Genomic DNA, 26,192 nt, shown 5'->3' on the forward strand with positions numbered 1-26,192 from the left:
TTGCCGCTCATAGAATCCGCATTAAATTGAATGAGAAAGGAGTGTATTTATTCATGATTGTTAATACTAAAGAAATGCTGACAGCGGCGCAGCAAGGAAATTATGCGGTAGCTGCTTTCAATGTGTACAATCAGGAAACGGTACAAGCAGCTGTTCGCGCGGCTGAAAGCCAGAGTAAACCGGTCATCATTGCTCTCGGGGAGCGTTATTTCCCTACTGTTGATGTTGAAGGTTTCGCTGCCATGGTCAAAGCTATCGGAGCCAAATCATCCGTTCCGGTTGCGCTTCATCTGGACCATGCTTACGAGAAGGAATCAATTGAGCGTGCGATTGCCAGCGGTTTTTCTTCCGTTATGTATGACGGCTCCAAGTACAGCTTTGAGCAAAATGTTGAACAAACAAAAGAGATCGTCGCGATCGCACACGCTGCGGGCGTATCCGTGGAAGCGGAAATTGGCTCGCTCGCAAGAGGCGCATTCTCGGACGAAGAAGAAGGCAGCGGAACACTGACTAACCCGGCTGATGCCAAGCAGTTCGTAACGGAAACGGGTGTCGATTTTCTGGCGGCAGCCATCGGCACGGTACACGGCATGTACAGCGGCGAGCCGAACATTAATCTTCGGCTTCTGGAGCAAATCCGCGCTGCAATTGACATTCCGCTAGTGCTCCACGGCGGCTCCGGCACACCGGATGCCATCATTGTCGAAACGGTCAAACGCGGCATTTGCAAAATTAATGTAAATACCGAAATTTCGCTGGCTGCCGTATCGTTTCTGAAAGATCACGTGGCAGCTTATCCAAGCGCTCATCTGTCGTCAGTCATGTCTGAGCTGGAGAACGCTATTGTACCGGTAATGAGCCGCTTCGTTTCATTGTTTGCTAACAGGGCTTGACCCTGTTTTCATTTCATAAAAGAGAGCGTTTACATTAAATGGGGGGTTATAACGATGTATTCTGTATTTGGACTCAGTCATGATGCAAGTCTGCTGCTGTATGCGGTAATTTCTATTATTGGTTTGATCCTGCTTATCGCGAAAGTCAAAATGAATCCTTTTGTCGCGCTAATTGTAGGAGCTGTATTTATGGGGCTTATTTCGGGAATGCCTCTGACAGGTATCGTCAAGGCCTATCAGGAAGGGGTAGCCAGCGTTCTTGGTTTTATAGCGATCGTACTAGGTCTCGGTACGATGCTGGGCAAGCTGATGGCCGAATCAGGCGGCGCCGAGCGGGTTGCCAAAACGATGGTGCGTGTATTCGGTGAGAAAAATGTCCACTGGGCGATGATGGTCGTTGCCGTTATCTGCGGTATACCCGTGTTCATTCAAGTCGGAATCGTGCTTCTATTCCCGCTCGTATTCGTAATTGCCAAGCATACGGGCACCTCGCTGATCAAAATCGGGATTTCTCTCGTGGCAGGCTTGGCCGTAGTGCACAGTCTCATTCCTCCTCACCCGGCAGCGATGCTGGCGGTAGGCATCTTCAATGCCAATATCGGTAAAACCATTTTTCTGGCGCTAATCGTATCATTGCCGGCGGCTGCTATTGCCGGTCCGCTTTACGGCTCTTGGATTGCGAAGCGCATCAAGTCGGAAGCATCGAGCGATCTGATGGCGCAATTTACGGAAACGAAAGAAAGAGAACTGCCTGGCTTCGGCATTACAATCTTTACGATTTTGCTGCCGGTAATTCTTATGCTATTGGCAACGGTGGTCGATATTATGCTGCCGGAGACGAATATGTTCAGACAAGTTATCGACTTTATTGGAAGTCCGATTATTGCCCTGCTGCTTGCGCTGCTGTTTTCACTTTATTCCTTCGGCTTTGCACGAGGCTACAGCAGCAAAGAGCTGCTGAAATTTACGAATGATTGCCTTGGTCCGGTAGCTTCCATCATCCTGCTGATCGGCGCGGGCGGCGGCTTCAACAAAATTTTGACTACCAGCGGCGTAGGCGATGCCATTGCCGGCTTTGCACAAAATGCGAATTTGTCGCCGCTTGTGCTTGCATTTGTAATCGCTGGCCTCATACGGGCAGCCGTTGGCTCGGCAACTGTCGCAATGACGACCGCTGCCGGAATTGTTGCCCCGATTGCGGCAACGATGCCTGGTGTTAGTCCGGAGCTCCTCGTTCTCGCTACAGGAGCAGGTTCCATTATTTTGTCCCATGTTAACGATTCCGGCTTCTGGATCGTCAAGGAGTACTTGAATTTATCCGTACCGCAAACGTTGAAAACGTGGACAGTAATGGAAACTATACTCGGCTTTACGGCTTTTGCCCTCGTTATGGTATTAAGTATCTTCGTCTAAATTTGTGCAGCTATACCTTACGCAAAAACCACGTCATCTGACGTGGTTTTTTTGCATATTCCCAGAAGTCCTGACCGCACTCCTTCTCATGACATGTCATTTATATGTAATGTTTAGAGGGATGTGAGATTGAATTTCTCAATCGTAGACGTTATAACACGGGCTGAGATCTTATTGCACAGCCGGGATCTGACTTCTTATCTTTATTAGAATAAATGAACATCTCTATAAAAAAACAGAATAGCATTTGCGATCCTCTTGAATTGACTCTTTATCATGCGTGTTATATTATGTGACATATAAACAATTACGCAAGGAAAAAAACTTGGTTCTCGTGTTATATAATTTTACGCACCGTTGGTTTTAACTAAAAGTCATGAGGAGTGGGTTCCATGAAATTGTTAATTATTATTGCAGGTATGCTATCGGTAGCTAATTATAATAAGGTAGAAGACGATTGTGTAAGTAAATTTAACGAGGCATTTGTAGGAAACGAAAAGCACTGGAAGCCGTCTAAACTTTCTGTATAATCTTTTTTCTTCTAAATGTTGATACACTCGTTAGTAATCAGCTGTAAACAACTTCATTTATAATCAAAGCCTGTATACCGGGCATGTGTGAAAGAGGTGTTTCCTTCACAAGGAAACACCTTTTTCTTGTTTAAATAGATGTTTCGCTTATTTAAGTGCTGAATCGCAAAAAATCCATGCATCTTGCCATAGAACCATCACTTAACAGCGTGAGATTAATTAACATATCAAAAAAATGTGTGTAAACATTTCGAAGTTGCTGGAATCAATATACAATTGAAGACGCATTCAAGTGAAAAAATGGGGTAAAAAGCGAACGATTATGTATTTGGAAAAGATAACATACGTCATTTTGTTACAAATGTTAAATTACCTCACAAATTTTCATTGAAATATACGTCAAAATGCGTTAAATTATAAGTAAGATTAAATGTGTTAGTATATGTGACGTCAATTTGAGAGCTTATCTTAATGATCGATAGTCAAATTTACGAATGCTTAAATATTTAGGAGTGTGAATGGGATGAAGAAGAAGCTGGTTTTGATAGGTAACGGTATGGCGGGTGTGAATTGTATCGAACAGATTTTGAAGCTGGTCCCGAACCGGTATGACATTACCATCTTCGGAAGCGAACCTCATCCGAACTATAATCGAATCATGCTGTCATCTGTTCTAGCAGGCGATGCGGATATAAATGATATTGTTATCAATAGTTGGGAATGGTACAGAGAAAACAACATTATTCTCCACGCTGGGCATACGGTAAGCAATATCGACACGAAACGCAAGATCGTCAGCACGGAAAGCGGCATTCAAGTGCCTTACGATGAAGTCATTATTGCAACGGGCTCGCTGCCTTTCATGCTTCCGCTTCCGGGTGCGGACAAAAAAGGCGTTATCGCATTCCGCGACATTAAAGATTGCGAAACGATGATGGAGACGGCGAAAAAGTACAAAAAAGCGGTTGTTATCGGCGGCGGCTTGCTCGGACTGGAAGCGGCTCGGGGACTGCTGAATCTGAATATGGAAGTGTCCGTCGTTCACAGCAACAAAATTCTGATGAACAGACAGATGGACGAAACGGGTGGAATTATGCTGCAGAAGGAACTTCAGCAGCAAGGCATGAAATTCCTTCTCGGAAAAAAGACAGAGAAGATTGTAGGGAAAGAGCGGGTAACGGGTCTAAGATTTACGGACGGCTCCGAAGAGTCTGCAGATCTAGTTGTTATGGCAGTCGGTATCAAGCCTAACATGGCGATGGCTAAGAAGAGTGGCATTGAAGTTAACCGCGGTATTCTCGTCAACGATTTCATGGAGACGAACATTCCGAATGTTTACTCGGTTGGCGAATGCGTGGAGCACCGCGGCATTTCGTACGGACTAGTCGCGCCATTGTACGAGCAAGCCGCTGTGCTTGCCAAGAAACTGGCGGGCCTGGAAACGGAAGGCTATCACGGCTCCGTCGTTTCTACGAAGCTGAAGGTTTCGGGTGTGGATGTATTTTCGGCGGGTCAATACTTGGATGATGTTGATACACGCGCCGTTCGTGTGCAGGATGAGTTCGGCGGCGTATACAAGAAAGTCGTCATTCAGAACGGAAAAGTCGTCGGGGCTGTTTTGTTCGGCGATATAAGCGACGGCGCTCGCCTGTTCGCCATGATCCGCAGCGGCGAAGATGTTACGGGGAAAGAAAAAGAAATTTTGCTCGGCTCGGGCGGATCGGCTCCTTCCAACGCTGATTTGATTGCCTCGATGAGCGATGATGAGATTGTTTGCGGATGTAACGGCGTTTCCAAAGGCGCAGTTGTAGCTGCGATCAATGAAAAAGGATGCTCGAGCGTTAATGATATTAAGGCGTGCACGAAAGCTTCCGCTTCCTGTGGCGGCTGTAAACCGCTGATTGCTGATGTGCTGACTTATGTAGTTGGCGCGGACGGCGTGAAAACGGTCAAGGAAGGCATTTGCGGTTGTACAACGCTTAGCCGTGATGAAGTGGTTGACGGTATTCGCGAGATGAGATTAACGACTTCGAAGGAAGTTATGCACGTACTAAATTGGAACAATCCGGAAGGCTGCTCCAAATGCCGTCCGGCGTTGAACTACTACCTCGGCATGGTGTGGCCGGAGGAGCATGAAGACGAGCGTGAATCGAGATTCGTTAACGAAAGAAATCATGCCAATATCCAGAAGGACGGTACGTACTCTGTTGTTCCGAGAATTTACGGCGGGGTAACGACACCGCAGGATCTGAAGAAAATTGCCGAAGTAGCGGTGAAATATGAAGTGCCGCTAGTAAAAATTACAGGCGGACAGCGGATCGACCTTCTGGGCGTTAAGAAGGAAGACTTGCCTTCGATGTGGACGGATCTCGACATGCCGTCGGGTTACGCATACGGCAAAACGCTTCGTACGGTTAAAACATGCGTGGGATCGACGTTCTGCAGATTCGGAACGCAGGATTCGATGGCCATGGGTATCGAAATGGAGAAGCGCTTCGAACGTTTGAGCACACCGGCGAAATTTAAGATGGCCGTATCCGGCTGCCCTCGTAACTGTGCGGAAGCGACAATCAAGGATTTGGGCGTCGTTGCGATTGACGGCGGATGGGAAATTCATGTCGGCGGAAACGGCGGTACGAAAGTAAGAGTCACCGACCTGCTCGTTAAGGTGAAGACGGAGGAAGAGGTTCTGGAATGGACGGGAGCGTACATGCAGTATTACCGTGAAACCGGCAAATATAACGAACGTACGGCGGAATGGCTTGAAAGAGTCGGCCTGGATACGATTAAGGCTGCCTTGGAGAAGAAAGAAGACCGAGTGGCACTCGTCGAGCGGATTGAACTTGCGCTCAGCCTGACGCAAGATCCATGGAAAGAAATTGTGGAAACTGATAAATTGCGTACAACATTCGAAAATCTACCTATTCCCACAATGAACTAGAAAGGGTGTCATCAGCATGAAACAAGTTAAAATCGGTCATATTTCGGAAATTGAGAGCATGCGTTCAAGAGTAATCTTCGTCGGAGAATTGGAAATTGCGTTGTTCAAGCTCTCAAACGGTGAAATAAAAGCGATAGAAAATAAATGCCCGCATAAAGCGGGCAAGCTTTCCGAAGGTATCGTATGCGATCATCACGTATTCTGCCCGCTTCACGATTGGAAAATCGATTTGAACGACGGCAAGGTGCAGGATCCGGATGAAGGTTGTGTCGTTTCCTTCAAGGTGGAAACGGACGCTGAAAGCGGCAATATCATTCTTTATGTGGAAGAAAAGGCCTATCAAGCATCCTAAGGGAGACAATCGGGGAGAAACGGACCAATGGCAATGAATCAAACAAAAGCACTCATTTATTCAACGTTCGCTATGACCGTGTCATTCATGATCTGGTCAGTGTTTCCGCCGATTGCAGGGCAGATTCAGGAGTTATTCAATCTGAGTACGCTTGAGAAGAGTATTCTGATTGCAACCCCCGTTCTGCTCGGGTCGATTATGCGGATTCCGATGGGTATTTTAACTGACCGTCATGGCGGCAGGAAAGTGTTCACGCTCACGATGCTGTTCTTGATCCTGCCGGTGGTAGCAGCCGGATTTGCTGATTCTTATGTATGGATGTTGGTCTGCGCCTTATTTATCGGTATGGCGGGCACCACGTTTGCTATCTCTTTAACTTTTGTATCCAAATGGTATCCGCCGCAAAGACAGGGATTTATTCTGGGCATTGCCGGACTAGGCAATTTAGGGGGAGCGGGAGCGAATTTTCTGCTTCCTACCATTTCATCCACGTACGGCATTTCTTGGGTATTTTTTAGTCTGGCGATCGGAATTGCGGTAATGGCATTAGTGTTCTTTACGTTTACGAAGGACGCACTGCAGTCATCCGAACCGAAAACCTTGAAGCAATCATTGTCCGTAACAAAGGATAAAGCGACTTGGTATTTATCTATCTTTTATTTTTTGACCTTCGGCGGTTTTGTCGCATTTAGCGTTTATCTGCCGACGTTCCTTAAAGATCTGTTTCAGCTTAGCGCTTTCGATGCGGGACTTCGGACAGCGGGTTTTGTACTGGCGGCTACGCTCATTCGGCCGGCAGGCGGCTATTTGGCAGACCGGTTCGGCAGCAGGAAAGTATTAACGTATGTCTTCTGCGGAGTTATGGTTGCAGCGGCGCTTTTATCTTTTTCGCTTAATCAGTTTGTCTATTTCAGCTCCTTATGCTTGTTTATTTCCTTACTGCTTGGTTTAGGTAATGGGGCTGTGTTCAAAATGGTGCCCGAGGTATCTTCCGGCAATACGGGAGCGGTTACGGGAATTGTCGGCGCCGCAGGCGGCATTGGCGGATTTTTTCCGCCGATTGTACTCGGAATCGTCAAAGATATGACAGGACATTACAATTTGGGCTTTATTTTTATGATGATATTTGCCACGGCATGTTTAATCCTTAATTACACTGCCCTGAGGCCGAAACAAACGGGAGTAAAGAAGGGCATGGAATACACAGCATAGATGCCCGGTGCCGGCTGCGCGTACCGGAAAAACCGGATTGCGAACGGGACCGCTCTTTTTGATAAGGGCGGTGCTGTCGTTTCGATCTAAATGGAGGTTTCATGATGGCGAAAAGAAAATTAGTGGTGATCGGAAACGGAATGGCCGGCGTACGCTGCGTCGAAGAAATATTAAATATAGACCCGGAAGCTTTTGAGATTACGATTTTCGGCAAAGAGCCCCATCCGAACTATAACCGCATTTTGTTATCGAAGGTGCTGCAGGGCGATACGACTATAGAAGACATCACGATCAATGACTGGCAGTGGTACAAAGATAATCATATCCAGCTTTTCACGAATGAAACGGTTACGAATGTAGACATTGAACGCAAGAGGGTCGTTACCGAATCCGGGAAAAGCGTCATCTATGATGAGCTTATTTTTGCAACGGGCTCTTTGCCTTTTATGCTGCCCCTGCCGGGTGCAAATAAAAAGGGCGTTACCGCTTTCCGGGATATTCGCGATTGTGAAACGATGGTCGAAACCTCCAAAAAGTATGAAAAGGCTGTTGTCATCGGCGGAGGATTGCTTGGGCTCGAGGCGGCTCGCGGATTGTTAAACCTCGGCATGAGAGTGGATGTCGTTCATATATTTGACAGTATTATGGAAAGACAGCTCGACCGCACAGCAGCCAAAATGCTGCAAGCTGAGCTCGAAAAGCAAGGGATGCGTTTTTTGCTTGAGAAGCAATCGGAAGAGATTATCGGACGGAGCCGCATCGTGGGGCTGAAGTTCAAAGACGGCACCAAAACCGATGCCGACCTGCTTGTTATGGCAGTAGGCGTTAGGCCTAACGTGCAGCTGGCAAAAGACGGTAAGATCGAAACAAACCGCGCTATTGTGGTTAACGATTATATGCAGACGAATGTACCTAATGTTTATGCGGTCGGCGAATGCGCGGAACATCGCGGTATTGTGTATGGGCTTGTCGCACCGCTATATGAGCAGGGGAAAGTACTTGCAAAAACGATTTGCGGTACGGAAAACGAAGGCTATCATGGCTCAGTGCTGGCAACCCAGCTGAAAGTATCGGGAGTAGACGTATTCTCTGCCGGCGAATTTATGGACAGCGACGAGGTAAAGTCGTTGAAATGGATTGACGGTATCCGTAACACATACAAAAAAATTGTCATCCGCGATAATAAAATTGTCGGAGCGGTTTTGTTTGGCGATATTAGCGAGGGTACGAAGCTGCTCGGCATGATCAAGCAGCAGACGGATATTTCGGTCTACGAGAAAGAAATGAACGGTGCCGGAGCACGCGGCCAGGAAGCGGGGGACTCTTTAATCGCGGCCATGTCCGATAAGGAACTGGTGTGCTCTTGCAACGGGGTAACTAAAGGGACGATTATGCAGGCAATTAAAGAGCAAGGCTTGCAAACGGTCGATGAAGTGAAAAAATGTACGAAAGCATCCAGTTCTTGCGGAAGCTGCAAAACGATGGTCAGCAGCATTTTGGATTATGTGCACCTTCACGGCTTCGAGCAAACGGTCGAGAAAGAGACCGTCTGCGCCTGCACAACATATAGCCATGATGAGCTTATGCTGGAGATTCAGAACCGCCGCTTCGCAGATACGGCTGAAATTAGAAGCGCATTGGATTGGCAAACGGAGTCGGGTTGCGATGTATGCCGCCCTGCGCTGCATTACTATCTAAGTGTGCATGGTTCGGCTGTGCTGCAAGCAGACGAGAATGTGACGACGGGAAGGCAAGCCGACGGCACCTATGCGGTTATGCCTAAAATGTATGGAGGCATAACGACCGCGGAACAGCTGCGGCAAATTGCCGACATCGTTGAGAAATTTGGAATTCCGCTCGTGAAGCTGCTGGAAGGACCACAGCTTGGCCTGCTCGGCATTGCTGCTGCGGATGTTAAGGGCGTAATGACAGATCTGAATTTACCAAACAGCGGACCGTTATACGGTAAATCAGTGGGCACGGTTGGAACATGCAGCGGTATTAAATATGCCGTAGATGCTATGCATGATTCGATCGCACTAGGTGTCGCTTTGGAGAAGAAATTAGAACGGCTGCAAGTGCCGCATGAAATAAAAATCGGGGTATCTGCGAGCCCTCATAACCATGCAGGATCGCTTACGAAGGATATCGGAATCGTAGGAGCGCCCGGTGGATGGGAAATTTATGTAGGCGGCAGCGGAGAACGGCATGTTAAACCGGGTCAGCTGTTATATACGGCCGCAACGGATGAGGAGCTGCTGACGCTTGCAGCTGCCTTCCTGCAATATTACAGGGAGACGGGATATTATGCGGAACGGGTGCCGCAATGGATCGAACGGCTCGGCCTGATGCAGATCAGAGAAGCGTTATTTGATCCGTATCTCTTGCAGATATTAGGAAGCCGCATGGAAAAGGCGCTTTCAGATTCGCCGGAGCAAGCAAATCAGCAGCCGACAGCTGCAGTGATAAGGTGATCAGATGAAACCATTAACGGTACTTACTAATAAAGCAGAAGCTGGCGCACAATATGATCATATCATGGACACACAGTGCCCTTTTTGCAGCGTGCAATGTAAAATGCAGGTCATGGAGCATTTTGGCGAAGAACGAAATACGTATACCGTTGTTCCAAAGCCGAATGCCGCTTCGGAAGGCCGGTTATGCATCAAAGGCATGAACGCTTATCAGCATGCTCTCAGCAGCGAACGTATTACTTACCCGATGGCCAAAGTGGATGGAGCATTCGTGAGAATCAGTTGGGAGGAAGCATACCGGCTGATTCAATCCAACTTTACGGAAATTGGACAGCAGTTCGGAAACGATACGATTGGCGTATACGGCGGAGGATCACTGACTAATGAATCCGCATATTTGCTTGGAAAATTCGCGCGGGTCGCGCTGCGAACCAAATATATCGATTACAATGGCCGGTTTTGTATGTCCGCGGCAGCGTCGGCCGGCAATAAGGCGTTCGGAATTGACCGTGGTTTGACCAACCAACTATCTGAAATTTCATCTGCAAAGTGTATCATTTTGGCGGGGACAAATATTGCGGAATGCCAGCCTACGTTAATGCCTTATTTCACAAGGGCGAAGGAGAACGGCTCTTACATTATTGTCATTGACCCAAGAAATACAGGCACAACCGAGTTGGCGGATTTGCATTTAAAAGTAAAACCGGGGATGGACGCCGCTTTAGTCAACGGCATGCTGAAGGTGCTGATGGACGAAGGTTATGTGGATGAATCGTTTACCCGCGACCGAACCAATGGCTTTAATGAGCTGAAGGAGCATCTTGCGGCTGTTGACTTAAACGAAATCGCGGAAATTACGGGCGTTCCGCTTGCGCAAATTCGCCAAGCAGCTGAAGCTTTCGGCAAAGCAGCAACCGGTATGGTGTTTACCGCTAGAGGCGTGGAACAGCAGACGGATGGTTATATGGCCGTGCGGAACTTCCTTAATATGGTGCTGATAACCGGCAAGATCGGGAAAGAAGGCTGCGGTTACGGCGCGGTTACCGGCCAAGCTAATGGCCAAGGGGGCAGAGAGCACGGACAAAAGGCCGATCAGCTTCCGGGTTACCGTTCGATTGAAAATCCGGCTGATCGTGCTTATATCGCCGATGTATGGGGCGTGCAGCCTGAAGATTTGCCTGGAAAAGGCGTCTCCGCTTATGAAATGATGGAGAAAATCCACGAAGAGGAGATTCGTGCGCTGTTTGTCATGGGCTCCAATCCGATCGTCTCCAATCCTAACGCAAACTTGGTGGAAGAGGGTCTGCGTAAGCTGCAGTTCCTTGTGGTTGCCGACATGTTCCTTTCGGAAACGGCGCGGTTGGCTGATTTAATTTTGCCGACTTCCTCTTATTTGGAGAATGAAGGCACGTTAACGAACTTGGAAGGCCGTGTTCTGCTGCGAGAGGCTAGCCGGGCAGTGACGGGCGAAGTGAAGCATGATTGGGAGATTTTATGCGGCGTTGCCCATGCACTTGGAAAAGGAGAGTATTTCTCCTATCAGGATGCAGAGCAGATCTTCGAGGAGCTTCGGATTGCGAGCCGCGGCGGAATTGCTGATTACTATGGCATCACCTATGATAGGCTGCGGCGGGAAGAAGGAGTTTATTGGCCTTGCCCGAGCCTCGATCACCCCGGTGAGAAACGGTTATTCGAGAAGTCATTCGCGCATCAAGGCGGTAAGGCGGAGCTGATTGCTGTCAATAATCATTTCCCTGACGAGCAGGTAAGCGGGGAGTTTCCGCTATATTTGACAACCGGTCGCGTCCTCTCCCATTATTTGACCGGCGTTCAAACCCGGAGAAGCCAAACGCTTGCGGCGCGCAGCTTTGAATCTTTCATGGAAATTCACCCGAAAACAGCTCGGAAATACCGGATCGAGGATGATTCGTTAATACGGCTGGAGTCGAAGCGCGGAAGTATCGTAGTCCGCAGCAAGCTGACAAGGGAGATTCGGGAGGATACCGTATTTGTTCCCATGCATTGGGGCGATATTCAAAACGTTAACAAAATTACGAATCAAGCGTTGGATCCGACATGCAGAATGCCTGGCTTTAAAGTGTGCGCAGTAAATGCAAGGCCGCTTGTGCAATCCATGTAAGATCTGGTGAAAAAGTGAATGTGAAATATCCAAAGCCCCGAAGGAATACTTCCTTTGGGGCTTTTTTACATACAACAAAAGAAGGCGGCGGCATTTACTTGGTTCCTAATGCTGTAACAGCGCTATACCCGATTCAACTTCCGGTATTCTGAGGGGCTAATCTTCATTTTTTTTGAAAAAATACGGCTTAAATAAAATCCGTTACTGTAGCCGCATGCCTGGGCAATCTGCTCCAGGGACAAGTGGGTTTCGGTCAGCAGCGATTTGGCCTTATCTAATCGAAGAGCGGTCAGGTAACGGGACGGCGCTGATCCTACACTCCTCTGGAACCTGCGGCTAAGCTGTACCGGGCTGATGCCGAGCTCAGCTGCAAGATTGTGCATGCTAATATCCTCGTAGCGATTTTGCTGAATAAAGCTCATGGCCTGTTCAATAAGCGGATCAGGTTTCATCTCCTGAATGACTGGGGCGGTATCCGTCTGCCGGCAAAATTGCCAAATATCGTTCAACACATGATTTTGCCAATATGAATTCCGGTTTTCGGTATTTAGGGCATACTGCTTCAAGCTCTTCAAGTTATCGGCCAAACGATTGCGTTGCTGAATGTTCAGCTTGTACGCCGATTCGGCTAGCTGAAGTTGAACGCTCTGTTCGCATTCAGCCTTGCCGGGCATACCGCTTGAAAGCGAGCCGAGCGTAAAACCGATGAAATGAAAAGTTAACGCATGGATTATGCAGCGATGAAAGCTGAGGCCCGGCGGACAGACGATAACGTCTCCCATACGGGCTGTTCCCTCCGCTTCGCCTATCCGATAGTCGAAGCTCCCGCTTTCGACTGCAAACATCACCCAATGCTCATACGTATCCACGCTTAATTGAAACCGGGATTTGCTATTCCAAAATATATGATGCGAAAGAACAGGATAAAAGCTCGAGCTTTGAAGTGTCATTTATCTGCACCTCCAAGTGTGAAATAAAGTATATGGTTATATGATAGCGCAGTGCATGTTAAAGCACTAGCCTTCCATATTATGATGAATTCAAATCTATGTAATGGAGGTATAGCCTTATGAGGAGTGAACAAATTGTATCCGATATTACCGTTATTGGCGGAGGGCTTGCAGGGGTATGCGCCGCTGTCGCGGCTGCCCGTCTTGGGCAGACCGTATCCTTAGTGAATAACAGACCGGTTCTCGGAGGCAATTCCAGCAGTGAGGTCCGGGTATGGGTATGCGGCGCAACGGCGCATGGAACGCAGCGTTTTGCAAGAGAGACCGGCATCATGGGCGAGATGTTTGTCGAAAACCAATACCGCAACCCCGAAGGGAATCCATATTTATGGGATCTAGTCGTGCTTGAGACCGTTCGCGCAGAGAAAAATATCCGATTGTTTCTCAACACGGATGTTCATGAGGTGGAGGCGGACGGACCGGAGAATGATCGGGTCATACAATCCGTAACAGGCTGGATGATGGGCTCGGAGCGTAAAATCCGGTTCGACAGCAGGATGTATATCGATTGTACCGGAGATGGTCTAGTCGGTTTCCTTGCCGGAGCGAAATATCGAATCGGCCGTGAAGCGAAGGATGAATACAATGAGGATTGGGCGCCGGAGGAAGCTGATGACATTACGCTCGGCAGCACGCTGCTCTTTTATACGAAGGAGGCCGACCGGCCGGTCAAATTTATCCCGCCCGGCTTTGCCAAGGACATAACGCAAACGACGATTCCGATGAAGCGGGTAATCCGCAGCGGGGATTCGGGATGTCACTATTGGTGGATCGAATGGGGCGGAGAATTGGATACGGTCCATGACAATGAAAGAATACGCGACGAGCTGTGGTCGGTTATTTACGGGATATGGGATTATATTAAAAATTCAGGCCAGTTCGATGCAGAGAAGATGACGCTCGAATGGGTCGGATCGATTCCCGGCAAGCGGGAATACCGGCGTTTTCTCGGGGATTATGTGCTGAACCAAAACGATATTATCGCGCAGGAGCCATTCGAAGACCGTATCGCCTTCGGGGGCTGGTCGATCGACCTTCATCCGCCGCAAGGCATGTACTCGGCAGAAAGCGGTTCCAAGCATCTCTATTCGGACGGTATCTATCATATCCCGTTCAGAAGCTTATATTCAAGCAATGTTCGCAATATGCTGTTCGCTGGCCGGGACATTAGCGCGACTCATGTCGCCTTCGGCACGACAAGAGTGATGGCGACCTGTGCTGTTATCGGGGAAGCGGCAGGCAGCGGTGCTGCGCTTTCCGTGCAGAAAGGGATTACTCCGCGTATGCTTCACCGCGAATATATGAATGAATTCCAGCAGGTTATGCTGAAGCAGGATGCGTCAATTATCGGAGTGGCCAGTGATGATCCGAAGGACCTGGCGAAATCCGCCGGTGTTACCGCATCCAGCACGCTGGAACGCATTGCGATAGAAAACGCTGCAGATCGAAATCCGCTCGATAAGGATATCGGCATCTTGTTCCCGGTTCATCCCGAGCTGGCTTCGCTTGAGCTGCTCGTCGATGCAAAGCAAATGACGACGCTTGAGGCGGAGCTGTGGCATACAGGCAGGGGGGAGAATTATGTGCCCAAACAATTGGTGAAGTCAGCTTCCGCAGCGGTTGCCGCGGGCAATAACCAGTGGGTTAAGCTCGACCTGGATTGGCAGCCGGGGTCAGCTTGCAATGCTTTTGTTATTGTCAAAACGAATGAGGCCATATCGCTGCACGTATCGGATGAACCGTTAACCGGCGTGCTTTGCTTCGAGAAGGGACCCCGGCCGGTCGTATCCACGCTGCTGGAGGATCATCAGCCCGATCAGCCGGTGGCGCAATGGAGCATGCGTAATTGGAACCGCCGGCCGGTATGTTTGCGTGTAACGCCAAATACGGAAGCATACGCGGCAAATCAGGTTACCGACGGCTATATTCGGCCTTTTGCAGGCCCGCATATCTGGATATCCAGTCCATTATCCGTAGGTTCTGAGGAGTGGATACAATTAATTTGGGAGAAGGAGCAGGAAATTGGCGAGATTCATCTAACTTTTAATGATGACGTAAATGAAGATTTAATTAATCTTCATCATCATCGAACACCGTTTGCGGCCATTCCCGAAGTTGTGCAAAGCTATCGGATTCAAGCTTACATGGGCGGAGAATGGGTTACGATCCTAACGGAGCAAAATAATTATAAACGAAAAAAAGTTCATCGCCTCAAAGATGCGATTATATCTGACAAAATAAAACTATGCGTTGAAGCAACGAATGGTAGTCCGCATGCGGAGATTTCCGAGATCAGAGTCTATGGTTTATCTTAACCTTTACTATTAGAATCGCTTGCGTCATAAACTAGTAAATGGCTTTAGCGAATTGAAAGGAGAGGGTATCATGACTGCGAAACCGTTGAACGTTCTAATTGTCGATGACGAGGCTCCACTAAGGCAGGAGCTTCGCCTTTTCCCATGGGAGAGCTGCGGCGCCGTCTTAATCGGCGAGGCCGGCAATGGCGAAGAAGCGCTTCAAATGTGCGGGGTCTGCGCGCCGGATGTCGTCGTTACGGATATCACGATGCCGATTATGGACGGAATTACACTCATACGGGAGCTTAGGCAAAAATATCCTGCCATTCAAATTATTTTGCTGACCTGTCACAGCGATTTTCATTATGTTCAGGATGCGCTCCGGCTTGGAGCGCTTGAATATCTATTAAAGGTATCGATGGAAGAAGAGGAAATGAAGCAGGCGTTGATCAAAGTAAGAGAAGTGATCGGCAAGGAACGCCGTTTGCGGGAAAATGATAAATTTGAACGCCGGCTGCTGCAAGCGGCATCGTTCGGAATGCTCCTGCACGGTCATGAGCTCAGCAGCGCGGATTGGAAGCTTATCGGGCTGGATGGAGCGGTGCCTTATTTGTTAGCACGCCTGATCATTGATGCGCCGGATGCGGCTTACATTTCTGCGAGGCAGCGAATGGAGCAGACTTTGAATGAGAGAGAAGAAGTAGATCCCAACTGGCTGACTTGGCTGTCGACTGGCGAGAAGGAATATTTCATCCTTGTGGCGGTGCAGCAATCCGAAGCTGTAGAGCATACGGTTGAATCACTCAGCGGCGTCGTGCATGCGCTCACCGTCATCATGAAGGAATATGCGGAGCTGCCTGAACCATTCGTAACGGTGCATGCGGTTGTCAGCGAACCGTTCACTTCGCAGGAAGAGCTTGCCTATTCACTAGCCGATACGACCGAATGGAAGGAAGCGCTTTTCTATGACGGCTCGCCTGTGAGCGGCGTGTTGATAGGCAGACCGCTTCCTTTGACAGAGCTGACGGATAAGCAAACGAAGGAAATGAACGAGCTGTTAAGAATGGCCAGCAGGTCTGCTGCACTTCTAAAGGACTGCCTGCAAGGGGAGTTTCCCGAGTGGTGTGCAGCGCGGCGCATCCGGCCTCAGCAGCTCAAGCAGCGCATGCTGAATTGGCAATTGGAATGGCTGAAGGTGCATGAGGGTGCCGAGCTCGACAGCCGGGCCATTACGCATTTGATGGGAGCGCAATCCTTGAAGCAAATGATTGCATGCCTGGTTCATAATATTTCCGTAACCGAGAGCGGCGGGACGTGCTCGCGCATCGAAATCCGCTCCGCGATACAATGGATTCAAGCGAACATGAAGCAGCCTATTTCACTTCCGATCATTGCTGAGCAGGTCGGCTTAAGTCCGCATTATGTCAGCCGTTTATTTCGTGAAGAGACGGGCGACACGGTTAATCAATACATTACCCGTCTGCGAATGGAAAAGGCGGTCGAGCTGCTGAAACGAACGAACAAAAAGGTGTACGAGATCGCGGAAGAGGTCGGAATTCCGAGCTATCGCTATTTTACCGTTACGTTTCGTAATTGGACAGGGGTGTCTCCGACGGATTATAAACGGAATCCTTAAACGGCCTGCGAGCTCGGATACGGGGGGATAGCGGATATGTTTAGGTTGGTCAATTGGTACAGCGGCCTCGGTCTTGCCACGAAGCAGTTTATCTATTTATTCGTTGTGACGCTTGTGCTCGTGATGGTGCTTGCGTGGCGCAATCTCAGCGAGGCTGAAAATCTGTTGAAAAATCAAGTCATTCGCGATGCCGAGCTGCTTGTAGGCCGGACGAATCAATATATTGATGCCAGCCTCGACAATGTTGAAAATATGCTCCTGCAGCTGTCTACCCGTTCCGATCTGCTCGAGGATGGCAACGAGGCGCTTGCCGCCGACACCTTGCGAAAATTTGCGAGTTATAACAGTTCGATAGCAAAGACGCTTTATTTGATCCGTACCGACGGAAAAGTGTTTTCGAATGCACAGGTAAATTACGATATTATAGGCAATCCGATGCTGCCGGAGCTGTATAAGTTTGCGCTGGAAAATTACGGAGCGATTAATGTAAGCGAGCCCTATTATTCACCGATGTCCGGCCAAACGCTGGCCTATGTTTTGCCGGTTACCGATTTAAACAGACAAGTGAAGGGCGTTATCGTTGCCGAGGTGAATCTGGGTATTCTTACGGAGCGAATCGCTCCGATGATCTATCAATCGTATGCTTTAATTACGAGAGACGGAAATATTATTAACCAGCTTGAACCCCAAGATAAGCTGCTTCCTTTTAAACCGGGAACATATCCCCCTCTGCTGCAGGATGGCTTTCGGAAGCAGCTGGCTTCACTTAAGATCGGGGTCAGCGGAATCGAAGGAACCGGCTCCGAGCTGCTTGTGGTCGTGAAGTCGGCGAAAAATCGTCTCGGCTGGTCCTTGGCCGCGTTTATTGAGGAAGACTATTTCTATCAGGATTTGCAGAAGCTTTATAACAATTACCGTACGGCCAGCATCGTGTGGATGATTGTACTGCTATTAAGCGCCTACCTGCTCAGCCGCTCGTTTACGAAGCCGATCCGCCGGTTCGTGGAGAAGATGGACCGGTTGAACGATGTCCAGGTTGTCGCTAAGCTGCCGGTTACTAGAATGGATGAAATCGGCCGGCTGACGCAGAGCTATAACGGCATGCTGGAGCGGATTCAAACGCTGCTGCAAAAGACGAAGTCGGCGGAGGAGCAAAAAAAGGAATACGAGCTGAAAATGCTGCGGAGCCAAATCGCGCCTCATTTTCTGTATAACACGCTTGCCTGCATAAGCAGCCTTGCCAAGCAGCAGAGAATTCATGAGGTGCGCGAGACGATCCGATCGCTGGTCAAGCTGTTAGCTTTCAGCTTCGATAAACAATCGGAATACGTCTCGATCGAAGAAGAACTGGAAGGGCTGCGCATGTACATGCACATCCAACAGGTGCGGTACGGCAAGCAGTATAAATACGAGCTGGATATCGAGCCCTGCCTGCTGCAGTACCGGATACTTAAACTGACGCTGCAGCCGCTTGTAGAGAATGCCTTGTTTCATGGCATTTTGCCGCATAAGGGAGGGCTCATTACGATAAAAGGGAAGCTGGAGCGGGGCATAATCAGGCTCTATGTTCGGGACAACGGCATCGGTATTGCACAAACCGAGGTTCGCAAAGCGCTGCATGACCATTTTGAACAGGAACGCTCCAAATACCGGTTTACCGGAATCGGCTTACACAATGTGCATGAAAGGATCCGTATTCATCATGGCGAGCCATATGGCTTGCGAATAGGAAGCGCTCATGGTGTTGGAACCGTTATCCGCGTGGACATCCCTGTAATTACCGAAAATGATGAGCTGTTAGGCGTTATCAGCTAAACGGCATTCATAGATTTGAAGCTGTCCATCGGACGGCTTTTTTTGTTGGCACAAAATAAAAGAACAACGTAAAGCTTGTCATAAATTCATACACTTTTTACGTTATTATGTATATCGGCAGTTTGCAGCAGTGCTTATACTTAAAACATAGATTGGAAGCGCATTCATAAAAGGAGGGATTTCATGCAAGCCAATCGAAGCTATATAACCACCGCACGGATACAGCCTGTCCGGCAAACGAAGCTGCATTCGGTTCTGAGAACCGTCTGGCGTTTCCGGGCTTTCTATATCATGCTGCTCCCGGGTGTGATTTATTTTATAATTTTCCGGTATTTTCCGATGTACGGGGTCATTATTGCTTTCAAAGACTTCTCGATCATGGACGGCATAACGGGAAGCGCCTGGGCGGACCCTTGGTACAAGCATTTCCAGGATTTTTATCAGTCGCCCTATTTCAGCCAGCTATTGACTAATACGTTGTTAATTAGCTGCTACAAGCTGATCTTCGGAACCTTTCCGCCGATTCTGCTGGCCCTGCTGCTGAACGAATGCCGCATTCGCTGGCTGAAGTCAATTGTCCAAACGTTCACTTATTTGCCGCATTTCTTATCGTGGGTCATTATTTTCGGTATTTTGCTGACGCTGTTATCCCAGAATGGGGGGCTCGTAAATCGATTGATCGTGGATGCAGGCGGACAGTCCATTCCTTTCTTGACCTCGACGGACTATTTCCGGAGCATTCTGGTCGGTTCCGAAGTGTGGCAAAATCTGGGCTGGGGCGCAATCATCTACTTGGCAGCTATGGCAGGCATCGATCCTACGCTTTACGAGGCGGCTAAGGTCGATGGCGCAAGCCGGCTGCGGATGATATGGCATATCTCGCTTCCTGGCATTCAAAGCATCATTATTCTGCTCTTCATTTTGAAGCTGGGCCAGCTGCTCGACGCCGGCTTCGATCAAATCTATATCTTGTACAACATTCAGGTGTACCCGGTTGCCGACATTCTGGATACTTGGGTATATCGTACAGGCTTGCAGCAATTAAACTTCAGCTTGGCTTCGGCGGTCGGATTGTTCAAATCTCTCATCGGACTGATACTGGTGCTCGGAGCTAACCGGCTGGCGAAAAAGTGGGGTGGCGGAATATGGTAAAAAGCTTGGACGATAAAATATTCAATGGCATCGTATATATCATTCTCGGGATTTGCGCTCTTGCCGCCATTCTTCCGATGCTTTATGTAATATCGGTATCCATCACTCCATTCGGTGAAGTACTGCGCAACGGCGGATTTATTCTGTTCCCGAGGGAGATCACTTTCACCGCTTACCGCACGCTGTTAACGGAGTCGAATATTCCGAAGGCATTTCAAATCACGGTTCTTATTACGGTTATCGGCACGGCTGTCAATATCGTATTGACCGGATTAATGGCTTATCCGCTCAGCCGTAAAAATCTGCCGGGCAGACAGTTTTTTCTTCTCATGATCGTGTTTACCTTATTGTTCAGCGGAGGAATTATTCCAACCTACCTGGTTGTAAAATCGATGGGACTGCTCGACTCGATCTGGGCGATGATCCTGCCAAACGCTGTATGGAGCTTTAACGTGCTCATTATGAAGAGCTTCTTCGAGGGGCTTCCCGAGGAATTGTTCGAATCCGCAAGGATGGACGGCGCCAAGGAATTCCGGATTCTGCTCCAGATCATCATACCGCTCTCGATTCCTGTACTGCTAACTGTCGGATTGTTTTATTTAGTCGGTCATTGGAACGAGTTTTTTCAAGCGATCTTCTATGTGACGGACCGGACACTGTTCCCGCTGCAGGTCATCGTCAGAGAAATTTTGATACAAAGCCAGCAGCCGCTTGAGAATGCAGAGAACATGATGCCTACCCAGACGATGCAGATGGCTTCCGTCATGATTGCGAGTTTGCCTATTATCGTTATTTATCCTTTCCTTCAGAAGCACTTTACGAAGGGAATGCTTCTCGGATCGATTAAAGGTTGATCTAGCTGCCGTATAAATCAGCTATACGGAGCTATTCAATAGATAGGGATAAGAAAGGGGATAAAATAATGAGAAAAGTGTTTTCTTTCCTGTTAACCATTTCACTGTTAGGGGCTCTGCTTGCTGGCTGTTCTGGAGGCGGCGATACAAAGACCAATAGCAACGCTTCAAGCAGCGCAGGCGATCCGGTCAAGGAAGCAAATGGCAAGCCGGTTAAGCTGGAAATTATCGGGATCGGCAATAACCTCCCAACGCCAGATAAGGATATCATTAAGCAGGAGCTGGACAAGGCGCTAAACATTGACCTGGGCCTGACCGTCTATCCTTCGAAAGATGATTATGTTAACCAGTTGAATGTCCGCATGTCCTCCGGCAATTTTCCGGACTTGTTCATTGTGGACAACCGGCAGCAGCTCGTTCAATATGCCAATCAAGGCTTGCTGCTTGATTTGACGCCTTATATGGATAAATTGCAGCAGACGGTCAACTACATCGGCGAAGACAGCGTTAAGAAGGGCATGGTGGACGGAAAAGTTTTTGCCATTACCAAATCGCCGCAAATTCCTTATAACACCCTTTGGGTCCGCAAAGATTGGCTGGATAAGCTGAAGCTGCAGGTACCGACGACGATCGAACAATTAAAGGACGTAGCGGTCGCTTTCACGACGCAGGATCCGGACGGAAACGGAAAGCCGGACACGTACGGTTTGACGGGAAGCAAGCTGCTCGCATTTTCTACCGTATTCGGAGCTTTCGGCGTCGGTATGCCTGTCGACGTCGGTATGCCTGGAAATTTCTACGAGAAGGATGGAGCTGTCGTTAATGCCTTATACGATCCGGCGATGAAAGACGCACTATCGTTCATTCAGCAGATGATCGCTTCGGGTGCGGTTGATCCTGAGCTGATGGCCAACAACGCGCTTCAGCATCAGGAGAAGGCGATTAAGGGGCAAGCGGGCATTGTCTATATCGATTGGCCGAATATGACGAAGCAGCAATTCGTTGATCAAATCAAGACCGTTAATCCGAATGCGGAGTGGGTGCAGATTGCCGCGCCGAGCGGACCTGGCGGACAATTCGACGGCCCGTGGGATATTGGCGCGGCACCGGGGCGGGTTGCTATTCCGAAGGCATTGGAGAAGGATCCGGAGAAGCTGCAGCACGTCTTCGATCTGCTGAACTATATCTCGAATCCGGACGGCGGCTCGATGCTCGTTCAATTCGGAGTGAAGGACACGCATTTCACCCTCAACAACGGAAAGCCGACAATGACGGATAAGGCAGGCGACGTCGGCTATTCCTGGCTGTATCAATTTACCGGAAGGCCGGAAATGGAATATTTGCAGGCAAAATTCGCCACGCAGTCCGATTTCATCAAGTTCGCGAACGACGAGCCTCGCATCAAAGCGCTCAACGGATTCATCGATAATCCCGAAGGCTTTAATTCGGCTGACGCCATCCGGTATATCGAGGAAGAGATCGCGAAATTTATTTATAACAAGCGTCCGCTTAGCGAATACGACGCGTTCATCAAAACGCTGGAGACATCCATGAATTATAAAGCGTACCTGGATAGCGGATTCGAGCAGTTGAAGGCGCTCGGATACGGCAACTAAGCCGAATGAAGCGGGACGAACGTAAAGCTTTAGGTTAAGCAGGTGAAATAAGCGCCTATCCATACGGCAGTTTGCCGATGGGTGGGCGTTTTTTATTTGGAAAGAAAAGCATGAACCAAACACTTGCAGCAGATGATTATTAAACCGCATTTTTTGGGAGATATTAACGTTAGAGAGGGTGGATAAAGCTCCGGATAGTAGTGCGAAGATTAAGCGCTGCCAAAACTTAAGCGGAAAAGGGCAGGAAATCGCAGTAACGGTGCACATCTAAATCTATGTATGGTATCATGATAAATATATTAGTAAAATAAGCTAAAGCCAAGCTGCCATGATGAAGGAGTTTTTATCTTGAATGATGCAATGATCATGTTAAAGAAAACGAGCCGAACTTTTTATATTCCCATTAACCGTTTAAAAGAAGGATTAAAAGAAGCCGTCGCGTCTGCTTATCTATGCATGAGGGCTATTGATGAAATCGAGGATCATGAAGTAATTGCGGATGATTTGAAGGTGGAGCTGTTACTCAGAATCCATGATATATTCCAATCCACAGACGTTATCGCGGGCACGCAAAAGCTGATGGCCCCATATAGCAAAGTGCTGCCTGCCGTTACCTTGCAGTTGGACGAGTGGGCACAGCTTTGTCCTCCTTCTGTTGCTGAAGTCGTATACCGTTATATTGCAATGATGGCCAAGCAGATGGCTGATTGGGTTCATGTGAGCTGGAACATTCGGACGGAGGATGATCTGGACCGTTACACCTATAGCGTAGCCGGTATGGTAGGCGAAATGCTGTCTGAAATATGGTTCTGGTATGACGGTACGAAAACCGATAATATAAAAGCGGTTGCTTTTGGCAGAGGGCTGCAAGCCGTTAATATTCTCCGCAATCGCAAAGAAGATTTGGAACGCGGCGTAGACTTCTTTCCTGACGGCTGGGGGCCGAAAGAGATGATCCAGTATACGCGCCGCAATCTGAAATTGGCGGATGCTTATATCGTGGAATTAAATGGCGGACCGGCCTTGGATTTCTGCAAAATTCCGCTTACCTTAGCGCATGCAACGGTTAATTTAATAGCGGCCGGCGGCAATAAATTAACGAGAGATGCCGTTATGAAGCTTGTGAACAGCATCAATTAAACAGCTTGCCTAACAAAAAAACGCAAAGCCCATCGTGGTCATGGGCTTTGCGTTTTTTTGTTTTTGCTTGGGCGACGGGCAATTAAGCGGACGAGTTCAACCAATAATAACGGCAATGAGACGGAAGAGGGATAGGCGAGATAGCGCGGCTCCCAGTCCGGAGAAAATTTTTGCTTATACCTTCTTAGACCTACGAAGCCATACCAGCTGCCGCCATATTGGAATAGGATGCGTGCCAGCTTTTCTTCCTTAATCGCCTTCTGGCTTTGTCCTACACTCGAAAGGGGAGCCATGCCCAGATTAAAGCGGGTATAACCTTGAGACTTGGCCCACTCGAGCAAACAGATGAAGAGCTGATCCATCGTTCCATTCGGTGTGGCCTTCAAATAGCGCATCAGATCGACGGACAGCGTAGCGTCGTCATAACCTGGAGCTAATGAAGCGAACGCGATAATGTCATCGTCAGTATTTTTCAGCAGCGCGACTGGCGCCGTCTGCATGTAGCCTGCCTCGAACCACCCAAGGGAATAGCCCTTTTCATGCTTGCCATCCAGCCATTGGTTTGAAATATATGCCAATCTTTCCACAAGTAATGGATTATGCGGCGGCTGAGCGACTTCAAACCGAAAGCCTTCGCGCTCAAAGCGGTTTTTGACCGTCCGCAGGTTCGTATTTTGTTTTCCTGCTAGTGTAAAGCTATCCAGATGAACGAGAGCTTCCTCGCCCAGCTTGAAAAAGCGGTAGCCATTTTCATGATAGAGCGGCAAATAATCCGGCGCAGCCTGATAAAACACGACCTCTAAAGCAAATTGATCCGAAAATTTTTGGAATTGCTGTACAGCCGCGTTCAGCAGGGTTTTGGGACCAATCGGATCACCCAGTACGACAAGCTTATTTCTAATTTTGGCATATGGAATTAATACGCGGTTATCCATAGCCCAGAAGAAGCTTTTGTCGCCAGTAAAGAGCATATGCGTCAATAAATTTCCTTGTTCATGTTCCAGAAAAGTTTTTAATTTGGCTTGTTCTTCCGGAGAGGCTCCGTTAATCGTTAAACGCTTTGGCCGGAATAGATAAAGCAGCGAAAGCATTAGCCAAGCGACTAAGAGACCGAATACCGCAACGATAGTATGCTCGTCAGGCTCTAACAGCCATGCAGCATTAGCCGTGGCAGGCAGATGCTTTAGAAATGCCGGATGCGTATGTGAGCCGATCAGATAATAGCCATAGACGATAAGGAGAGTGATTAAGCCCCAGCTGGCGACATTATATTTTCCGAGCGGCACTGCAAGACGGTAAAACCGGTGCCTCGCTATCCACAGCAGCAATGCTACGATAAGGAGAAAGAGCGCCTCCTCGTAATCGAACGCTTTGGCTAAAGTGAACAAGGAGCCTGCGCACAGCAGCAAGAGTGTCCAGTAATAGGCTCGTTTGACCCTAAGCGATATTCCGCGGGACAGCACGATGAGCATGATGCCGATAATGACGCTGAGCTGATGGGAAAGCCTCATAATGGGGAGCGATAATAGTTCTTCCGCATAATGAAGCCGGTAGAGCATACCGGGCGTTGCAGCGGACAGCAGCAATATGACCCCGCTTGCGAATACAAGCTTGCCGAGCGACCAAGCGCCTATTTCGCCAATAAACCCGAACTGCCCCGGCCAGCGCCAAACCGTCTGCCATATATTCAGAGCGCGTTCCATTATGCTTCCGTCCGCCTGGTCATTGCGTTTGAGGCTGATGGGGAACTCGAACGCAGCCATCATGAGGCCGATTAACCAAGGCACGATGTAATAGAGCAGCCTGAATAATACAAGAACGACAGCGCATTTGTCAGGAGAGAAGCCTAACAGCTGCAAACCGAGCATGGCCGTTAGGTCAAAGCCTCCAATCCCCCCGGGTGCCATACTGATGATACCGGCTATTGCAGCGATCGTATAAATGCCGAGCGCATGCGTAAAGGTGAGATCTGGAAGCAACATCGCCCCGATAACCCAGAAGGTCATCCCTGCAAAAAACCATTCCAAAAAAGAAGCGCCGACTGAAGCGGTCATTGTTCGCCAGCCCAGCTGCCCTTGATTCCGGTTAAACCATTTGGAGAACAGCGACGTTCGCTGCAGCAGCACGAATAGCGGTAAATATAGTCCGATTGCCCACAGGGCATAAGCGAGCCATCGATGAGCTGCGATCATTGGTTTTATTGGAAAAATACCGATGATGCTGCACCATGCCAGCAGAGATAAGCCGGTAAACGTAATCGTAGAAAGAAAAGCAACCGATGCAGCAATGCTTGCAATCGGGATATCGCGATTGCGATAGAGGATGGTTCGAAGCCCAGCCCCTGTTAGACCCGCGAAGCCTATGAGATTGTTGGAGGTGTTCGCAATCCATCCATAACGGAATGTATCCCATAAGCCTATGGAAAATTGAAAATGTTTTCGGATCAAAAAATCATATGTACTCATTACAGATACTGCAAGCAGGGAAAAGATTAACATAAGAAAGATCGTCTTGGGATGTATATGGTGAAGATGGTGCAGCGTTGTGCCCCAATCGATCGCTCGGAATTCTTTCTGCCCTTCCCAGTAAACAAGAGCGATAATAGCGAAGGGGATGAGAATCCGCAGCAGCCTAGCGCGGTATAGGATAGAAAGAAGCTTAATGAGTTGCAGCTTTTGCGCTATTTCACGAAACCAGTTCATTGAATATCCCCTTCT

General features: G+C 48.6%; 17 protein-coding genes. 15 read left to right on the forward strand and 2 right to left on the reverse strand.

Annotation, left to right across the window (positions count from 1 at the left end; all coding sequences use genetic code 11):
* Positions 1-53: 53 nt before the first annotated feature.
* The 8 genes from AC0YNZ_RS15935 to nasC all read left to right on the forward strand — a co-directional run bounded on the left by AC0YNZ_RS15935 (position 54) and on the right by nasC (position 11,955).
* Entirely contained in the window at positions 54-893 is an 840-nt protein-coding gene (locus AC0YNZ_RS15935) for a class II fructose-bisphosphate aldolase (protein WP_475827538.1), read from the forward strand.
* Positions 894-947: 54 nt separating this feature from the next.
* Positions 948-2,306, forward strand: a complete 1,359-nt coding sequence (locus AC0YNZ_RS15940; RefSeq protein WP_475827539.1) for a GntT/GntP/DsdX family permease — start codon at positions 948-950, stop codon at positions 2,304-2,306.
* A gap of 392 nt (positions 2,307-2,698) precedes the next feature.
* Positions 2,699-2,836: a hypothetical protein gene (locus AC0YNZ_RS15945; protein ID WP_475827540.1), complete on the forward strand. Its 138-nt coding sequence runs from the start codon at positions 2,699-2,701 to the stop codon at positions 2,834-2,836.
* Positions 2,837-3,359: 523 nt separating this feature from the next.
* Positions 3,360-5,777, forward strand: a complete 2,418-nt coding sequence (nirB, locus tag AC0YNZ_RS15950) for a nitrite reductase large subunit NirB (protein WP_475827541.1) — start codon at positions 3,360-3,362, stop codon at positions 5,775-5,777.
* 16 nt (positions 5,778-5,793) lie between these two features.
* On the forward strand, positions 5,794-6,129 hold the full coding sequence (gene nirD, locus AC0YNZ_RS15955) for a nitrite reductase small subunit NirD (protein ID WP_475827542.1): 336 nt from the start codon (positions 5,794-5,796) through the stop codon (positions 6,127-6,129).
* A 33-nt stretch (positions 6,130-6,162) separates the two neighbouring features.
* Positions 6,163-7,341, forward strand: coding sequence for an MFS transporter (locus AC0YNZ_RS15960; protein WP_475827596.1), 1,179 nt, complete (start codon positions 6,163-6,165; stop codon positions 7,339-7,341).
* 104 nt (positions 7,342-7,445) lie between these two features.
* Positions 7,446-9,815 carry a nitrite reductase large subunit NirB gene (nirB, locus tag AC0YNZ_RS15965; RefSeq protein ID WP_475827543.1) on the forward strand — a complete coding sequence of 790 codons (2,370 nt, stop codon included), beginning with the start codon at positions 7,446-7,448 and terminating at the stop codon, positions 9,813-9,815.
* Between the two features lie 4 nt (positions 9,816-9,819).
* Positions 9,820-11,955: an assimilatory nitrate reductase catalytic subunit NasC gene (nasC, locus tag AC0YNZ_RS15970; RefSeq protein ID WP_475827544.1), complete on the forward strand. Its 2,136-nt coding sequence runs from the start codon at positions 9,820-9,822 to the stop codon at positions 11,953-11,955.
* Between the two features lie 122 nt (positions 11,956-12,077).
* On the opposite strand, the gene AC0YNZ_RS15975 is transcribed toward nasC, so the two are convergent.
* Positions 12,078-12,905: a helix-turn-helix domain-containing protein gene (locus AC0YNZ_RS15975; protein ID WP_475827545.1), complete on the reverse strand. Its 828-nt coding sequence runs from the start codon at positions 12,903-12,905 to the stop codon at positions 12,078-12,080.
* 119 nt (positions 12,906-13,024) lie between these two features.
* Between AC0YNZ_RS15975 and AC0YNZ_RS15980 the strand changes: the two genes are divergently transcribed.
* The 7 genes from AC0YNZ_RS15980 (at position 13,025) to AC0YNZ_RS16010 (ending at position 23,475) form a co-directional block, all read left to right on the forward strand.
* The gene (locus tag AC0YNZ_RS15980) at positions 13,025-15,280 is read left to right on the forward strand and encodes an FAD-dependent oxidoreductase (protein ID WP_475827546.1); all 2,256 of its coding nucleotides are present in this window, start codon (positions 13,025-13,027) and stop codon (positions 15,278-15,280) included.
* 70 nt (positions 15,281-15,350) lie between these two features.
* On the forward strand, positions 15,351-16,898 hold the full coding sequence (locus AC0YNZ_RS15985) for a response regulator transcription factor (RefSeq protein WP_475827547.1): 1,548 nt from the start codon (positions 15,351-15,353) through the stop codon (positions 16,896-16,898).
* Positions 16,899-16,934: 36 nt separating this feature from the next.
* Positions 16,935-18,713, forward strand: coding sequence for a sensor histidine kinase (locus tag AC0YNZ_RS15990; RefSeq protein ID WP_475827548.1), 1,779 nt, complete (start codon positions 16,935-16,937; stop codon positions 18,711-18,713).
* A gap of 291 nt (positions 18,714-19,004) precedes the next feature.
* Positions 19,005-19,865 carry an ABC transporter permease gene (locus AC0YNZ_RS15995; protein WP_475827597.1) on the forward strand — a complete coding sequence of 287 codons (861 nt, stop codon included), beginning with the start codon at positions 19,005-19,007 and terminating at the stop codon, positions 19,863-19,865.
* A complete protein-coding gene (locus AC0YNZ_RS16000; protein WP_475827549.1) occupies positions 19,859-20,719 on the forward strand; it encodes a carbohydrate ABC transporter permease in 861 nt (286 codons plus the stop codon). Before AC0YNZ_RS15995 ends, AC0YNZ_RS16000 begins: the two co-directional genes overlap by 7 nt.
* A 68-nt stretch (positions 20,720-20,787) precedes the next feature.
* Complete coding sequence (locus AC0YNZ_RS16005) at positions 20,788-22,335, forward strand: extracellular solute-binding protein (protein WP_475827550.1); 1,548 nt, start codon at positions 20,788-20,790, stop codon at positions 22,333-22,335.
* Positions 22,336-22,695: 360 nt separating this feature from the next.
* Positions 22,696-23,475, forward strand: a complete 780-nt coding sequence (locus tag AC0YNZ_RS16010) for a squalene/phytoene synthase family protein (RefSeq protein WP_475827598.1) — start codon at positions 22,696-22,698, stop codon at positions 23,473-23,475.
* A 38-nt stretch (positions 23,476-23,513) separates the two neighbouring features.
* Here AC0YNZ_RS16010 and mprF read toward each other — a convergent pair whose 3' ends face one another.
* The gene (gene mprF, locus AC0YNZ_RS16015) at positions 23,514-26,177 is read right to left on the reverse strand and encodes a bifunctional lysylphosphatidylglycerol flippase/synthetase MprF (protein WP_475827551.1); all 2,664 of its coding nucleotides are present in this window, start codon (positions 26,175-26,177) and stop codon (positions 23,514-23,516) included.
* Between the last annotated feature and the right edge of the window lie 15 nt (positions 26,178-26,192).

Source organism: Paenibacillus sp. J2L1-98 (assembly GCF_056269405.1).

What these genes read in the sequence shown, in the direction of transcription:
- AC0YNZ_RS15975 (WP_475827545.1), bottom strand. Translation starts at nt 12,905, where the DNA reads ATGACACTTCAAAGCTCGAGCTTTTATCCTGTTCTTTCGCATCATATA.
- AC0YNZ_RS15980 (WP_475827546.1), top strand. Translation starts at nt 13,025, where the DNA reads ATGAGGAGTGAACAAATTGTATCCGATATTACCGTTATTGGCGGAGGG.
- nirB (WP_475827541.1), top strand. Translation starts at nt 3,360, where the DNA reads ATGAAGAAGAAGCTGGTTTTGATAGGTAACGGTATGGCGGGTGTGAAT.
- AC0YNZ_RS15985 (WP_475827547.1), top strand. Translation starts at nt 15,351, where the DNA reads ATGACTGCGAAACCGTTGAACGTTCTAATTGTCGATGACGAGGCTCCA.
- AC0YNZ_RS15995 (WP_475827597.1), top strand. Translation starts at nt 19,005, where the DNA reads ATGCTGCTCCCGGGTGTGATTTATTTTATAATTTTCCGGTATTTTCCG.
- AC0YNZ_RS15935 (WP_475827538.1), top strand. Translation starts at nt 54, where the DNA reads ATGATTGTTAATACTAAAGAAATGCTGACAGCGGCGCAGCAAGGAAAT.
- AC0YNZ_RS15990 (WP_475827548.1), top strand. Translation starts at nt 16,935, where the DNA reads ATGTTTAGGTTGGTCAATTGGTACAGCGGCCTCGGTCTTGCCACGAAG.
- AC0YNZ_RS16010 (WP_475827598.1), top strand. Translation starts at nt 22,696, where the DNA reads ATGATCATGTTAAAGAAAACGAGCCGAACTTTTTATATTCCCATTAAC.
- AC0YNZ_RS15945 (WP_475827540.1), top strand. Translation starts at nt 2,699, where the DNA reads ATGAAATTGTTAATTATTATTGCAGGTATGCTATCGGTAGCTAATTAT.
- nasC (WP_475827544.1), top strand. Translation starts at nt 9,820, where the DNA reads ATGAAACCATTAACGGTACTTACTAATAAAGCAGAAGCTGGCGCACAA.
- AC0YNZ_RS15960 (WP_475827596.1), top strand. Translation starts at nt 6,163, where the DNA reads ATGAATCAAACAAAAGCACTCATTTATTCAACGTTCGCTATGACCGTG.
- AC0YNZ_RS16005 (WP_475827550.1), top strand. Translation starts at nt 20,788, where the DNA reads ATGAGAAAAGTGTTTTCTTTCCTGTTAACCATTTCACTGTTAGGGGCT.
- AC0YNZ_RS16000 (WP_475827549.1), top strand. Translation starts at nt 19,859, where the DNA reads ATGGTAAAAAGCTTGGACGATAAAATATTCAATGGCATCGTATATATC.
- AC0YNZ_RS15940 (WP_475827539.1), top strand. Translation starts at nt 948, where the DNA reads ATGTATTCTGTATTTGGACTCAGTCATGATGCAAGTCTGCTGCTGTAT.
- nirD (WP_475827542.1), top strand. Translation starts at nt 5,794, where the DNA reads ATGAAACAAGTTAAAATCGGTCATATTTCGGAAATTGAGAGCATGCGT.
- mprF (WP_475827551.1), bottom strand. Translation starts at nt 26,177, where the DNA reads ATGAACTGGTTTCGTGAAATAGCGCAAAAGCTGCAACTCATTAAGCTT.
- nirB (WP_475827543.1), top strand. Translation starts at nt 7,446, where the DNA reads ATGGCGAAAAGAAAATTAGTGGTGATCGGAAACGGAATGGCCGGCGTA.